The organism is Streptomyces sp. NPDC025806 (assembly GCF_055558275.1).
The window spans coordinates 17,676-31,533 of sequence record NZ_JBVHMU010000028.1; the positions used below are offsets into that span (position 1 = coordinate 17,676).

13 protein-coding genes are annotated in these 13,858 nt (G+C 72.5%); 6 read left to right on the top strand and 7 right to left on the bottom strand.

Features of this window, described 5'->3' with window-relative positions:
• The first annotated feature begins 16 nt into the window (after positions 1 to 16).
• The 4 genes from ACZ4E1_RS36960 (at position 17) to ACZ4E1_RS36975 (ending at position 2,673) form a co-directional block, all read left to right on the top strand.
• The gene (locus ACZ4E1_RS36960; RefSeq protein ID WP_467547866.1) at positions 17 to 454 is read left to right on the top strand and encodes an SMI1/KNR4 family protein; all 438 of its coding nucleotides are present in this window, start codon (positions 17 to 19) and stop codon (positions 452 to 454) included.
• A 47-nt stretch (positions 455 to 501) separates the two neighbouring features.
• Positions 502 to 996: an Imm50 family immunity protein gene (locus ACZ4E1_RS36965; protein WP_467547868.1), complete on the top strand. Its 495-nt coding sequence runs from the start codon at positions 502 to 504 to the stop codon at positions 994 to 996.
• Between the two features lie 176 nt (positions 997 to 1,172).
• Complete coding sequence (locus ACZ4E1_RS36970; protein WP_467547870.1) at positions 1,173 to 1,385, top strand: hypothetical protein; 213 nt, start codon at positions 1,173 to 1,175, stop codon at positions 1,383 to 1,385.
• A 136-nt stretch (positions 1,386 to 1,521) separates the two neighbouring features.
• Entirely contained in the window at positions 1,522 to 2,673 is a 1,152-nt protein-coding gene (locus ACZ4E1_RS36975) for a C40 family peptidase (RefSeq protein ID WP_467547872.1), read from the top strand.
• A 6-nt stretch (positions 2,674 to 2,679) separates the two neighbouring features.
• On the opposite strand, the gene ACZ4E1_RS36980 is transcribed toward ACZ4E1_RS36975, so the two are convergent.
• Genes ACZ4E1_RS36980 through ACZ4E1_RS37000 form a run of 5 tightly spaced genes read right to left on the bottom strand, consistent with a single transcriptional unit; the run spans position 2,680 to position 8,380 of the window.
• Complete coding sequence (locus ACZ4E1_RS36980) at positions 2,680 to 3,933, bottom strand: styrene monooxygenase/indole monooxygenase family protein (RefSeq protein ID WP_467547874.1); 1,254 nt, start codon at positions 3,931 to 3,933, stop codon at positions 2,680 to 2,682.
• 50 nt (positions 3,934 to 3,983) lie between these two features.
• Positions 3,984 to 4,610: a GTP-binding protein gene (locus tag ACZ4E1_RS36985; RefSeq protein WP_399131140.1), complete on the bottom strand. Its 627-nt coding sequence runs from the start codon at positions 4,608 to 4,610 to the stop codon at positions 3,984 to 3,986.
• Positions 4,591 to 5,001, bottom strand: a complete 411-nt coding sequence (locus tag ACZ4E1_RS36990; protein WP_399131141.1) for a DUF742 domain-containing protein — start codon at positions 4,999 to 5,001, stop codon at positions 4,591 to 4,593. The genes ACZ4E1_RS36985 and ACZ4E1_RS36990 overlap by 20 nt, the downstream gene beginning before the upstream one ends.
• Positions 4,998 to 5,483, bottom strand: a complete 486-nt coding sequence (locus ACZ4E1_RS36995; protein ID WP_467547877.1) for a roadblock/LC7 domain-containing protein — start codon at positions 5,481 to 5,483, stop codon at positions 4,998 to 5,000. Before ACZ4E1_RS36995 ends, ACZ4E1_RS36990 begins: the two co-directional genes overlap by 4 nt.
• Positions 5,480 to 8,380 carry a sensor histidine kinase gene (locus tag ACZ4E1_RS37000; protein WP_467547878.1) on the bottom strand — a complete coding sequence of 967 codons (2,901 nt, stop codon included), beginning with the start codon at positions 8,378 to 8,380 and terminating at the stop codon, positions 5,480 to 5,482. The genes ACZ4E1_RS36995 and ACZ4E1_RS37000 overlap by 4 nt, the downstream gene beginning before the upstream one ends.
• 417 nt (positions 8,381 to 8,797) lie before the next feature.
• Between ACZ4E1_RS37000 and ACZ4E1_RS37005 the strand changes: the two genes are divergently transcribed.
• The gene (locus ACZ4E1_RS37005; RefSeq protein WP_467547879.1) at positions 8,798 to 9,586 is read left to right on the top strand and encodes a protein phosphatase 2C domain-containing protein; all 789 of its coding nucleotides are present in this window, start codon (positions 8,798 to 8,800) and stop codon (positions 9,584 to 9,586) included.
• A gap of 16 nt (positions 9,587 to 9,602) precedes the next feature.
• Here ACZ4E1_RS37005 and ACZ4E1_RS37010 read toward each other — a convergent pair whose 3' ends face one another.
• A complete protein-coding gene (locus ACZ4E1_RS37010; protein WP_467547924.1) occupies positions 9,603 to 10,103 on the bottom strand; it encodes a MarR family winged helix-turn-helix transcriptional regulator in 501 nt (166 codons plus the stop codon).
• A 319-nt stretch (positions 10,104 to 10,422) separates the two neighbouring features.
• Here ACZ4E1_RS37010 and ACZ4E1_RS37015 point away from each other — a divergent pair, with 319 nt between their 5' ends.
• A complete protein-coding gene (locus ACZ4E1_RS37015; protein WP_467547881.1) occupies positions 10,423 to 11,250 on the top strand; it encodes a lysozyme in 828 nt (275 codons plus the stop codon).
• A gap of 66 nt (positions 11,251 to 11,316) precedes the next feature.
• On the opposite strand, the gene lon is transcribed toward ACZ4E1_RS37015, so the two are convergent.
• A complete protein-coding gene (lon, locus tag ACZ4E1_RS37020) occupies positions 11,317 to 13,728 on the bottom strand; it encodes an endopeptidase La (RefSeq protein ID WP_467547883.1) in 2,412 nt (803 codons plus the stop codon).
• Positions 13,729 to 13,858 lie beyond the last annotated feature (130 nt).

Consider the following 13,858-nt stretch of genomic DNA (forward strand, 5'->3'; position numbering starts at 1 on the left):
TCGAAGGTACGGACGCATGTGGCGTGAACTCGCAGAGGAGTTCCCGGGAGCAGAGCTGAAGGATCCTGCGACCCCCGAGGCACTGGACCGTATCGAGGAGCACCTCGGGCAGCGCGTGCCGTCGGCCTTGCGGGAGTTGCTGCTGACGACGGACGGCGTCGAGGACGAGTACGGGACCGCACTCGTGTGGAGCGCCGACCGGATCCTGGCGGAGAACGCGTCGTTCCGGTCGCAGGCGGATTTCCGCGATCTGTACATGCCGTTCGACGCCCTGATGTTCTTCGGCGACAACGGCGGCGGCGATCAGTTCGCTTTCGTCCGCACCCCCGAGCGGGACGACGTCTTCGTCTGGGACCACGAGACCGACAGCCGTACGTGGGTGGCGCCCTCCCTGGAGCGATACCTCCGCAGCGCGCTGGAGAGCGACGGCGGGGACTGGTACCGGAATGGTTGAGACGACCGGACTGATCGCCGCGGCAGAGGCAGAAGGGTGACCCGCGCGTGCCCAGCCACCATCTCTCCGTACGCAACAGCGACCTCCTCGCCCCGTTCTACGGCACCGCCCCGCTCCCCCTGACCTCCCTCCGCCTCCGCTCCGTGCACCTCGACTGGCGCGGGCCGACGCTGACGCTGCGGCTCGATCTGCCCGCGCCTCCCCTGCCGTTGCCGGAGGAGTGGGCGGCCGCCGGGGTCGAAGGTGTGCAGGGGCAGTTGCGGTTCCTCGCGGTGGAGGAGCTGGAGATGGAGGGGTGGGAGCCGCCCGTGACCGCCTCGTTCGCGATGGCGGAGCTCGGTGGCGGCGAGCACCGGATGCGGGTCGGGGTCTCGGCCGGCGAGGGGCGGCCCTTCCTGCGGTCTCTCTGCGCTTCCCCGAGGCGCGGGACGTCCGGGTGCGGGGCTGGGCGCATCCGGGCAGGAAGGACGTCCGGGTCACGGGTGGCGGCGGCGGAGGGGACGGCGTCTCGGTCGTCGTGGCGTCCGAGGGCTCGTCGCTGAGCTTTCGGGCGGCGGGCGTGGCCGTTGCCCGTACGCGTACCTTTCCCGTCTGGCCGAGCCGTTGATCCCGGGGCCGAGATCCACCCGTATCGGCTGGGACGGGAGAGACTGGGGCCGTGAAGAGTGAAGAGATCCCCTTTGTCGGGGGGCCGCTCGATGGGCGGACGCTGGACGTGATGCTGACCGCTACGGGGAATCCGCCCAAGGTGTACAAGGTGCCGGTCCCCGATGAGGAGGGCGGGCGGACCGTGCTCGTGTATGTGCGGGAGCCCGTGCCGAGCGGGAAGGCCGTGCAGCTCGTGACGCGGTGGCGGTACGTGTTCGCGCCCGACGGGAAGACCGGGCGGGAGATCCGGTGGCCGTGGTCCAGGGGGAAGAGCGCCGAGTAAAGGCGGCTCGCCGGGCGGGACCTGGACGGGTGGCGGGGTTGGGCCGGGTCGCGCAGCTCCGCGCGCCGCTCGTACGACGGTCTGCTGGTGTTCACGGTGCGGGCCACAGGGGCTGGCCCGCACCGGAGGTGATGAGGTGTCAGGCAGGCTGGTGCGGTGGGTGTGCACGGCGGCCGTGGCGGGGGCGGTGCTCCAGCCGGTTCCCGCGGGCGCGGCGCCGGGACCGGACGACACCGGGCAGGAGCGGCCGGTGGCCGAGCTGCTGACGGATCTTCAGGGGCTGTACCGGAAGGCCGAGCAGGCCACCGAGGCGTACAACGCCACCGAGGAGAAGCTGAAGGAGCGGAAGAAGGCCGCCGACACGCTCGGCGAGGAGCTGGCCCGGGCCCGGGGGGACCTCAGCCGCAGCCGGGTCGCGGCCGGGCGGCTGGCGCGGGACCAGTACCAGGGCAGCAGCGACATCTCCCCGTACGTGACGCTGCTGCTGGCCCGCGATCCGCAGCAGGCCCTCGACCAGGGCCATGTGCTGCGGCGCGCGGCGAAGGAGCAGCAGGCGGCGATCGCCCGGCTGGTGCGGCGGGAGAAGAAGACGGACGGGCTCGCCACCACGGCCCGGGCCGCCCTCGACCGGCAGTTGCAGCTCACGGAGAAGAAGAGGAAGGAGCGGGACGCCGTGCAGGGGCGGCTCAAGGAGGTCGAGGAGCTGCTCGCCTCGCTCAGCACCGATCAACTCGCCGAGCTGGCACGGCTGGAGAAGAAGGGCACGGCGGACGCGCAGCGGGAGTTCGTGGCGTCCGGGGCGCTGAGCTCGACTCCGCGGTCGCCGTCGAAGGCGGGTGACGCGGCCCTGTCGTACGCCGTCGAGCAGATCGGGAAGCCGTACGTGTGGGGCGCGGAGGGGCCGGACTCCTTCGACTGCTCGGGGCTCACCTCGCAGGCGTGGGCGCACGCGGGGCGGACCATCCCGCGGACCTCGCAGGAGCAGTGGGCCCAGCTGCGCCGGGTGCCGATCGGTCAGCTGCGGCCCGGGGACCTCGTCGTGTACTTCCCCGAGGCCACGCACGTCGCGATGTACCTCGGCGACGGGATGGTGGTGCAGGCGCCGCGCCCCGGGGCGAAGGTCAAGGTGTCGCCGATCGCGGCGAACCCGGTGCTCGGCGCGGTCCGGCCGGACCCCGGCGCGGACCCGATGCCCGGCTACAAGGCCCCCGCTCTGCCGGAAGGCGCGACGGACGGCGACGACACCGGGTACTCCGACCCGGGTGCGCCGCCGTCCGGCACCTCGTGAGTACGCCTACTGGGTCAGCGACGCGAGGTAGGCCTCGGTCTTGGCCGGCTCGTAGAAGAAGTTCTCGAAGTCGGCCGGGTCGTTGAACCCGTTGGCGAAGCGGTCCGCGGCCGGCTGGAGCTGGCCGGCGGCGCCCAGCAGGTTCAGCACGTGCTCCGGCGGGGCCTGGAGCATCGTGTTCGTCCACTTGGTGACGTGCTGCGCGGTGTCCCAGTAGCGGTCGAACGCGGACTGCATCCACTCCTCGTCGAACGGCTTGTCACCGTGCTCGACGATGGAGGCGAGGTACGCGGCGGCGCACTTGGAGGCCGAGTTGGAGCCCTGGCCGGTGATCGGGTCGTTGGCGACGACCACGTCGGCGACACCGAGGACCGCGCCGCCCGAGGGAAGCCGGCCGATGGGGTTGCGGACGGTCGGCGCGTAGCGGCCGGCGAGCGTGCCATTGGCGTCGGTCAGCTCGACCTTCGTGGCGCGGGCGTACTCCCACGGCAGGAACTTCTCCATGAGCTCCAGCGTGAGCGCGAGGTGCTCCGAGGGGTCCTTGACGCCCTTGAACGCGTCCACGGGGCCGCCGGGGACGCCCTCCCAGAAGAGGATGTCGGCGCGGCCCGAGGTGGTGAGGGTCGGCATGACGAAGAGCTCGCCGACGCCGGGCACGATGTTGCAGCGGACCGCTTCGAAGTCGGGGTGCTCGGGGCGCGGGCCGAGGCCGTGCACGTAGGCGACGGCGAGGGCGCGCTGCGGCTCCGTGTACGGGGAGCGGGAGGCGTCGCGGCCGAACATGGAGACGAGCTCGCCCTTGCCGGCCGAGACCAGCACCAGGTCGTAGGTGCGGGCGAAGTAGTCGAGGTCGGAGACGGCCGCGCCGTGGATGACGAGCTGGCCGCCGCGCTGGGCGAAGGTCTCCATCCAGCCGGCCATCTTCACGCGCTGGTCGACGGACTGCGCGATGCCGTCGAGCTTGCCGACCCAGTCGATGGCCCGCTGGGTGGGGCCCGGGTCGTGCGAGCCGGGGGCGGCGACGGAGACGCCGAGGCCCTCGATCCTCGGGGCCTGCGACTCCCAGAAGTTGAGCTGCAGGTCGCGCTCGTGCTGGAGCGAGGTGTGGAACATGCACTGCGTCGACATGACCCGGCCGGAGCGGATCTCGTCGGCGGTGCGGTTGGACATCAGAGTGACCTCGTACCCGTGGGACTGGAGGCCCAGGGCGAGCTGGAGACCGGACTGGCCGGCTCCGACGACGAGTATCTTCCGCGACATATCGACTGCCTCTAACTTGCTTACTGATGAAGGGGGTGACCCGATCGGGTCTAGGCGGGGGTGGCGTCGAGCGCGTGGCCGACCAGCGAGAGCAGCGTCTCGATCACGGATATGCGGCGGCGCGCGTCCATGACCAGGACGGGGACGTGCGGCGGCACGGTGAGTGCCTCGCGCACGTCGTCCGGCTCGAACTCCTCGGACCCGTCGAAGTGGTTGACGGCGACGACGTAGGGCAGCCCGCAGCTCTCGAAGTAGTCGAGGGCCGGGAAGCAGTCGGACAGGCGGCGGGTGTCGGCCAGGACGACGGCGCCGATCGCGCCGCGCACCAGGTCGTCCCACATGAACCAGAACCGCTGCTGGCCCGGCGTGCCGAACAGGTACAGGACCAGGTCGTCGTCGAGCGTGATCCGGCCGAAGTCCATGGCGACGGTCGTGGTGGCCTTCTCGGGGGTCGCGGACAGATCGTCCGTGTCCTCGCTGGCCCGGGTCATCAGCGCCTCCGTCTGGAGGGGCTGGATCTCCGACACGGCGGTCACCAGGGTGGTCTTGCCGACGCCGAACCCGCCCGCCACGACGATCTTCGTGGCGATCGGGGCCCGGCTTCTGTCGGTCTGCCAGGCCTGCAACTGCTCCTCGTCCTCGAGGAGTTCGGTGACGTCAGAGACGACGGAGTCCACTCAGCACCCTTTCGAGCAGCGCGCGGTCCGGCTGTCCCGGGCCGTGACCGGTTCCGTACACACGGATCTTTCCCTGGTCGGCGAGGTCGCTCAGGAGGACGCGGACCACGCCGAGGGGCATCTTGAGAAGCGCCGCGATCTCGGCGACCGTGCGCATGCGGCGGCACAGCTCCACGATGGCCCGCATCTCCGGCATGACGCCCGCGAGCGTGCCCTTCCCTATTTCGAGGCGCTCGTCGGGCGCTTCGAGGGCGGCCACGAACGTCTCGACGAGCAGCACGTGCCCGAAGCGGGTCCGGCCGCCGGTCAGGGAGTAGGGGCGGACGCGGGCGGCCTTGCGGTCGGACCCGCGTACGGGGAGTTTGCCGGTACTCGTACTGCCGGGTGTCATCGGGTGCTCTCCATCGACTGGCGCAGTTCACTGCGGAGTTCGGGGGTGAGGACGTGCCCGGCACGGCCGACGAAGAGCGCCATGTGGTACGCGACGACGCTCATGTCGCAGTCCGGGGTGGCGTGCACGCCGAGCAGAGAACCGTCGCTGATGGACATGACGAAGAGGGAACCCTCCTCCATGGCCACCATCGTCTGCTTGACGCCCCCGCCGTCCATCAGCTTGGCGGCGCCGATGGTGAGGCTGCCGACGCCGGACACGATCGTGGCCAGGTCGGCGCTGGAGCCCTTGGGGCCGCCGCTGTGGTCGGCGGGCGTCTCGGCGTTGTGCCCCGGGTCGGAGGAGAGCAGGAGCAGCCCGTCGGACGAGACGACCGCGACGGAGAGCAGCCCTGGCACCTCCTCGACCAGATTGGTCAGCAGCCAGTGCAGATTGCGCGCTGCGCTGCTGAGTGCGCTGGATACAGGGGTGGGCGCAGTCAACTGCTTGCCTCCTCGGCGGTGTCCCCCTTGGCTTCTCCGATACGTTCTTCGATCTCGGCCGCGACGTCCTTGCGGCCTTCCTGCGCCCCCCGGTGGAATCCGCCGAGCCGGCGGCGCAGCGCGTCCGCGTCCACGGAGCCGGTGCGCGGCTTCGCGGCGGGGGCCTGGGCGGCGGCCTTCGGGGTGCGCTTGGGCAGGCCCTTGTCCGTGAGGCGCTGAGGCGCCGGTTCGGACACGGGGGTGCGCTGCGCGGGCACCTCGGCGGTGACCGGCTCGGGAGCGTGGTCGGGCTCCGGCCTGGTCCGCGGCTCGGGGTCGGGCTCCGTGAGCGTCCCGGACGTGGTCGGCGTCCCGGCCGTGGTCAGGGTCCCGGTGGTGGTCGTGGTCTCGTCCGGGGTGCGCTGATGCGCGGGGGACTCACCGGTGGTCACGGGCTCGGCCGCGGGGGCCGGTACCGGAGCCATGAGCTCCATCGTGGTCTCGGCCGGACGCTCCACGGGGCTGTCGTGCGCGGCCTCGTCCGTGGCTGCGGGCTCGGGCGCCGGCTCGGGCTCGGGCGCGACGGGATCGGCGGTCTCGGCGGTCCCGGCGGTCTCCGCCTTGCGCACAGCCTGCTCGGCCGCCGCGATGAGCGGGTCGGCGCCCTCGGCGCCGTCGGCACTGCGGCCGTCCAGCACGTTGGAGTTGGCCTCGGCCTCGGAGCCGGGCAGGTGCACGGCCGGGGCGCCGCCCGGCACCGGCACGGCCGGCGGCACCGACACGGAGGGCGCGGCGGCGAGCAGTGCGGTGGGCAGCACGGCGACGGCGGCGACACCGCCCTGCTTCTGCTCGCGCAGCCGGACCCGGATCCCGTGCCGTGCGGCGAGCCGCGCGACGACGTAGAGGCCGAGCCCGAGGCCTTCGGCGTCCGCCGGGTCATGGGCCTGCTCCGCGGTGAAGGCGGACAGCCGGGAGTTGAGCTCACGCATCCGGGCCTCGGCCATGCCGATGCCCTCGTCCTGGACGGAGAGCATGACCTCGCCGCTCTCCAGGAGCCAGCCGGAGACCTCGACGGTGGCGTCCGGCGGCGAGAACGAGGTCGCGTTCTCCAGGAGTTCGGCGACGAGGTGGCTGAGGTCGTCGGCGGCGAACCCGGCGACGTGCGCGTGCGGCGGCAGCGCGGCGATCCGGACCCGCTCGTACCGCTCGATCTCGGAGACGGCGGCGCGGACGACGTCGACCAGCGGGACCGAGCCGGCGTGCTGCTGGCCGTGCTCGGCACCGGCGAGGACCAGCAGGTTCTCGCTGTGGCGGCGCATGACGGTGGCGAAGTGGTCGAGCTTGAACAGGGTGCCGAGACGCTCGGGGTCCTGCTCGCGCTCCTCCAGGCCCTCGATGACGCCGAGCTGACGCTCGACGAGGCCGAGGGTGCGCAGGGCGAGGTTGACGAAGGTGCCGTGGATGGAGTGGCGGGCCTTGTCCAGGCGGTCGGCGGCCTCGGCGAGCTCGGCGCGCAGGGCCTCGCGGTCGGCGCGCAGCGCGTCGCGGTCGTCGGCCATCCGCTGCCGCTCGCCGATGAGGTGCTTGCGGTCGGACTCGAGGCTGCCGAGCCGCTCGTGGAGGGCGAGGGCGTGCGCGTGCAGGGCGTTGACGGAGCGGACGACCTGGGCGAACTCGTCGTTGCGCCCGGTGAACTTCATCGGCTCGTCGGTGCCCGGTTCGGCGGCCAGGCGGGCGGAGCCGATCCGCAGCACGGCCAGCGGCCGGGTCAGCGAGCGGGCGGTGCCCATCGCGAAGCCGACGGCGGCGAGCAGGCAGAAGCCGGCCAGCGCGAACCGGATCTCCAACGCGGTGACGTCGTCGTCGCGCAGCTGCTCCAGGTCCTTGATCCGCTGGTCGCCGAGCGCGGCCTCGGCGCCCCGCATCTGGTCGACCCGCGCGGTGAGCGCGTCGTCGACCTTCTTGCTGCTGTACTCCAGTTCGGCGGCGGAGAGCATGGGGGCGTCGGTGAGCGCGGCGAGGTACTTGTCGGCCCGCTCGACCTCGGGTCCGCTCACCGTCGAGTCGTACGCGGTGACGCTCGCGGCCGGGGCGGACTCGCGGAAGTCGTCGAGCGCCGCCTGCGAGCGGACCTGGGCGAGCTGGGCGGCGGCGGTGAGCCCGTCACGCTCCTCGGCGCCGCCGCCCGCCGCGTCCGAGACGACGGTCTTGGGCAGCCCGGTGACCGGGTCGACCGTCGTGGTCGAGGTGGGCCGGGGCACCGCGTAGGCGGCGAGCAGCAGGCCGCGGGCGGCGGAGGCCTGCTCGACGGCGCGGTCCAGGTCGGCGAAAGCGCGGACGCCGGCGCCGGCCCGGGGCGGCGTGCTGTCGGCGAGGTCCTCGGCGAGCCGGTGCAGGCCGGCGATGGCGGCGGAGTAGGAGGCGTTCGCCTTGAGGGCGGTGTCCTTGCCGGTGAGGGCGGCGCGGCGGACGGCGGCGATCTCGTCGAGGGTGCGGCTCAGCGGGCCCTCGGCGTCGGCGCGCAGCTCCTCGACCTGGCGGTCGACGCGGCTGCTGCGCTCCTCGCTGAGGCCCTTGCCCTCGGGGCGTCCTGCGGCGATGAAGGCGGTGACCTCGTCGCGCTCGTCGGCCAGGGAGCGGGACAGCGCGAGGGCGCTCTGGGTGCGCTGCGCGTCGTCGACGAGGCCCTGGGACTCGCCCACCTGGCCGGACGCGGTGAGGATCGCGGGGGCCGCGGCGCCGGCGATCGCGGCGGCGACCACGGCGACGGCGACGATCAGCCGGTTGCGCACCCGGGCCTTGCGGCCCTTGCCGACCGGCGGGGCCGGGGGGCGCGAGGGCGTCGGGGCCGGGGTGGGCGCGGTGCCACCGGGCGCGGAGGGCGTGCCGTGCTCCGTGACGGAGCCCGTCGCACCCACCCCGCCCACGCCAAGGGACCCGTTACCGCCGGAGGTCTTCCGCAACGTCTGGTGCTCGCATTCCTGACTCGTCCTACCCCTGGGCACGGGTGACGCTCCGTCAACACGCGCGCCCGTCTGGTATGGCTCCAGACCATTCCAGCGCCGGTGAGCAGGAGGCGTACATCACCTGGCCCGCCACCCGAAGGAGTGAACATCGTGCGGGAGTTGGCGAGCAAGTTCCCCGGGAGGGGTCGCGGGGCGTCCGCAGCGCGCCGGTTGGACGTCTTCGGAAGGCTTTGGCAAGATGCCCCGCCACGCCTCGCCGGAGCTGATCATTCCGCCCCAATTCCGGCGCCGTACACGCCAGGTCACCTGCTCGTACCGAGGTTCGCCACACCTGTGAAGGCCCCGTGCAGACTCGTGCAGACTGGCTGGATGCGCATCGAACTGACGACGGAACCCGGCGACCCCGAGCGCCCGAACGAGGACTACGCATCGGTAGCGCTTCCGGCATCCGGGCAGGGTGGATCACTCGTGGTCCTGGACGGGGTCACGCCCCCTGCCGGCGACGCCGGTTGTCTGCATTCCGTCCCCTGGTTCACGGCCCGCCTCGGCGGCACCCTCGCGGAACTGTCCGCTTCGCGCCGGGATATGACGTTGTCCGACATCCTCGCCACCGCGATCGCCCGGACCGCGGACGCCCATCGCGGCACATGTGACCTTTCTCACCCCCGTACGCCACAGGCGACCGTCGTGCTCGCGCGCTGGGACGCGGAGCGTCTGGAGCATCTCGTGCTGTCCGACTCGGCGTTGCTCGTCGAGGCTCCGGACGGCACGGTCACCGCGCTGCTCGACGACCGGCTCGACCGGGTGCCGCGCGCCTCCCTGGTCTCCGACGCGGTGGCCGACGCGACGGTGCGCAACAAGGAGGGCGGGTTCTTCACCGCCGCCGCCGACCCGGACGTCGCCCGCCGCGCCGTGGCCGGCACGCTCCCCCGCACCGAGGTCCGGGCACTCGCCGCGCTGACCGACGGGGTGACGCGCTGGGTGGAGAAGTTCCACGAGGGCGACTGGACGGACCTGTTCACCCTGATCCGCAAGGAGGGCGCCGAGGCCGCGGTGGCCCGGGTGCGCGCCCTGGAGGACGCGGACGAGCGGGACCGTACGTATCTGCGGCGCAGCAAGACGCACGACGACGCGTCGCTGGTGTACGCGGAGCTGTGAGGGCGCGCGGCGGCGCCTACTCGGCGCCCGCGTTCAGCTGGTGCAGCAGCCGGGCCAGCTCCGCGACCTCGCGGCGGTCCCAGTCGGCCAGCTGACGCACGTAGCGCGCGCGGCGGGCGTCGCGGACGCGGCGGAAGTCCTCGCGGCCCCGCTCGGTGAGCGAGACGAGCCAGGCGCGGCCGTCGGCCGGGTCGGGTTCGCGGCCGACGAAGCCGAGCTCCTCCAGGGCGCGCAGCTGCCGGCTCATCGTGGCCTTGCCGACGCCGATGTAGCCGGCGAGCTCGGTGGCACGCTGGGCGCCGCACTCCTCCAGCCGCGCGAGCAAGCCGTACGCGGAGGGTTCGAGATCGGGGTGCACCTCCCGGGCCATCTCGCCGGAGTTGGCACGGGCGCGGCGCAGGAAGTAGGTCAACTCCCGCTCCAGGGCGAGGAACTCGTGATCGACGCCCTGGGGCGCGCCCTCGACGGACGCGTCCTGTTCCGCGCCCCGTCGCTCGCCGTTCCCGTCTTCGTGCACGTCAGCAGCCATGGACTGAGGTTCCCCGAGTTTCCCTGTCTGAAAGTTCTCGCCGCTGCGCGTCATCGCCGCAGCTCCGCCAGTATTTCGCAGGAGTAGACCAACGGCACCCTCCAGGCCCTCTTCCCTCGCTCGGGTCTACGTGCGTAGCGTGATGCATGGCATGTCCACACCATCGCCATGGAACGGGCACACCACCAGGTCGGCAGGCGAACCCCACCCGCGGCACCCGACGGCACGGCGCGACCGGCACGGAACGGCACAGGTCCCTGATCAGCCCACCCACCTGATCCCCCACGAGGCCTACGGAGGCACGCACATGCCCGCGCACAGACCCGGAACGACGCGTCGCCGGACCCGCTTCGGCGTGGCCGGCACCCTTCTCGCAGCCCTCTCCCTCCTGCTCGCCCTGCCCGGTGCGGCGCAGGCGGGCGACGTCCCCCAGCGCGGCGAGGCCTCCATGGGCATGGGGGTCGCCGCTCACGACGGCGACACCGGCGAGCCGCCCATGACCCGCGCCACCCAGACCGAGGGCGTCGACGTCAGCGGCCACCAGGGCAACGTGGCCTGGTCGACCCTCTGGAACAGCGGCGTGCGCTGGGCCTACGTCAAGGCCACCGAGGGCACGTACTACACGAACCCGTACTTCGCGCAGCAGTACAACGGCTCCTACAACGTCGGCATGATCCGCGGCTCGTACCACTTCGCGACGCCGGACACGACGAGCGGCGCCACGCAGGCCAACTACTTCGTGGACCACGGCGGCGGCTGGTCCCGGGACGGCAAGACCCTGCCGGGCGCGCTCGACATCGAGTGGAACCCGTACGGCGACGCCTGCTACGGCAAGACGCAGAGCGGGATGGTCACCTGGATCCGTGACTTCCTGAACCAGTACAAGGCCCGCACGGGCCGTGACGCCGTGATCTACACGGCGACGAGCTGGTGGACCCAGTGCACGGGCAACTACGGCGGCTTCGCGGCGTACAACCCGCTGTGGATCGCCCGCTACTCCTCCACCGTGGGCACGCTCCCGGCCGGCTGGGGCTACTACACGATGTGGCAGTACACGTCCTCCGGCCCGACGGTCGGCGACCACAACAAGTTCAACGGCGCCCTGGACCGCGTCCAGGCGCTGGCCCTCGGCTGATCCGACGGCCGCGCGACATGCCGGAGGCCCGGCCCCTCATGGGGCCGGGCCTCCGGTGCGCAGGCGTCACGCCGCGACGGGAACCTCCAGGTTCGCCGAGGCGGGGGCGAGGGCCAGCTCCAGGACCTGGCGGACGTCCGTCACCGGGTGGACGTCCAGCTTCTCCAGGACCTCGGCCGGGACGTCGTCCAGGTCCGGCTCGTTGCGCTTCGGGATGATCACGGTCGTGATCCCGGCCCGGTGCGCGGCGAGCAGCTTCTGCTTCACGCCGCCGATGGGCAGCACGCGCCCGGTCAGCGACACCTCACCGGTCATCGCCACGTCCGTACGGACCTGCCGGCCGCTCAGGAGCGAGGCGAGGGCCGTGGTCATGGTGACGCCGGCGCTCGGACCGTCCTTGGGGACCGCGCCCGCCGGGAAGTGGATGTGCACGCCGCGCTCCTTCAGGTCGGCGACGGGCAGCTCCAGTTCGGCGCCGTGCGAGCGCAGGAAGGAGAGCGCGATCTGCGCGGACTCCTTCATGACGTCGCCCAGCTGACCGGTCAGGGTCAGTCCGGCCGCGCCCGTCTCCGGGTCGGCCAGCGACGCCTCCACGAAGAGGACGTCGCCACCCGCGCCGGTCACCGCGAGCCCGGTCGCGACACCGGGCACCGCCGTGCGCCGCTCGGCCGGGTCCTGCGCGGACTCGGGCACGTGGTGCGGCCGTCCGACCAGCTCGCGCAGATCGCCCTCACCGACGGTGAACGGCAGCTCGCGCTCGCCGAGTTCGTGCTGGGCCGCGACCTTGCGGAGCACGCGCGTGACGGCCCGCTCCAGGTTGCGCACGCCGGCCTCGCGGGTGTACTCGCCGGCCAGCTTGCGCAGCGCGTCCTCGCCGATGACGACCTCGTCCTCGCCGAGACCGGCGCGGTCCAGCTGGCGGGGCACCAGGTGGTCGCGGGCGATGACGACCTTCTCGTCCTCGGTGTAGCCGTCCAGGCGGACCAGCTCCATGCGGTCCAGCAGGGCCTCGGGGATGGCTTCCAGCACGTTCGCCGTCGCCAGGAAGACGACGTCGCTCAGGTCGAGTTCGACCTCCAGGTAGTGGTCGCGGAAGGTGTGGTTCTGCGCCGGGTCGAGGACCTCCAGGAGGGCGGCCGCCGGGTCGCCCCGGAAGTCCGAGCCGACCTTGTCGATCTCGTCGAGCAGGACCACCGGGTTCATGGACCCGGCCTCCTTGATCGCGCGCACGATCCGTCCGGGCAGCGCGCCGACGTACGTACGCCGGTGGCCGCGGATCTCCGCCTCGTCGCGGACGCCGCCGAGGGCGACGCGGACGAACTTGCGGCCCATGGCGTGGGCCACGGACTCGCCGAGGCTGGTCTTGCCGACGCCGGGCGGGCCGACCAGCGCGAGCACCGCGCCGCCGCGCCGTCCGCCGACGACGCCGAGGCCGCGGTCCGCGCGCCGCTTGCGCACGGCCAGGTACTCGGTGATGCGCTCCTTCACGTCGTCGAGCCCGAAGTGCTCGGCGTCGAGGACGGAGCGGGCGCCCTGGATGTCGTAGGCGTCCTCGGTGCGGTCGTTCCACGGCAGTTCGAGGACGGTGTCGAGCCAGGTGCGGATCCAGGAGCCCTCGGGCGACTGGTCGCTCGCCCGCTCCAGCTTGTCGACCTCCTTGAGGGCGGCCTCCCGCACGTTCTCGGGCAGGTCCGCGGCCTCGACGCGGGCGCGGTAGTCGTCGGACTCCTCGCCCTCCTGCTCGCCGTTCAGCTCGCGCAGTTCCTTGCGTACGGCGTCGAGCTGGCGGCGCAGCAGGAACTCGCGCTGCTGCTTGTCGACGCCCTCCTGGACGTCCTTGGCGATGGTCTCGGCGACGTCCTGCTCGGCGAGGTGCTCGCGGAGCTGGGCGGTGGCGAGCTTGAGGCGGGCGACCGGGTCGGCGGTCTCCAGGAGCTCGACCTTCTGGTCGGTGCTCAGGAACGGCGAGTAGCCGGAGTTGTCGGCGAGGGCGGACACGTCGTCGATCTGCTGGACGCGGTCCACGACCTGCCAGGCGCCGCGCTTCTTCAGCCAGTTCGTGGCGAGCGCCTTGTACTCGGTGACCAGCTCGGTCACGGAGCCGGGCAGCGGGTCGGGCAGCGTCTCCTCGACGGTCAGGCCCTCGACCCAGAGTGCGGCGCCGGGGCCGGTCGTGCCCGCGCCGATGCGCACGCGCCCGCGACCGCGGATGAGCGCGCCGGGGTCGCCGTCGGCGAGGCGTCCCACCTGCTCGACGGTGCCGAGCACGCCGGTGTTCGCGTACGTGCCGTCGATCCGCGGAACAAGCAGCACCTTCGCCTTGCTGTCCCCACTGGACCGCGCGGCGGCCTGGGCGGCCTCCACCGCGGCGCGTACGTCGGTGTCGTTCAGGTCCAGCGGCACCACCATGCCGGGAAGTACCACCTCGTCGTCGAGCGGCAGCACGGGCAGGGTGAGCGGTGTGGACGTCGAAGCCATGATCTCCCCTTCGGCAGTCAAGTTGAGCTATGTCGACTCAATGCAGGGGCGCCGCCGAATGTTCCCCGTGGCCCGTTCGCTGTGAGCGATCACATCTGGCCGGGCCCGACGACGGCTCCGTACGCTGCCT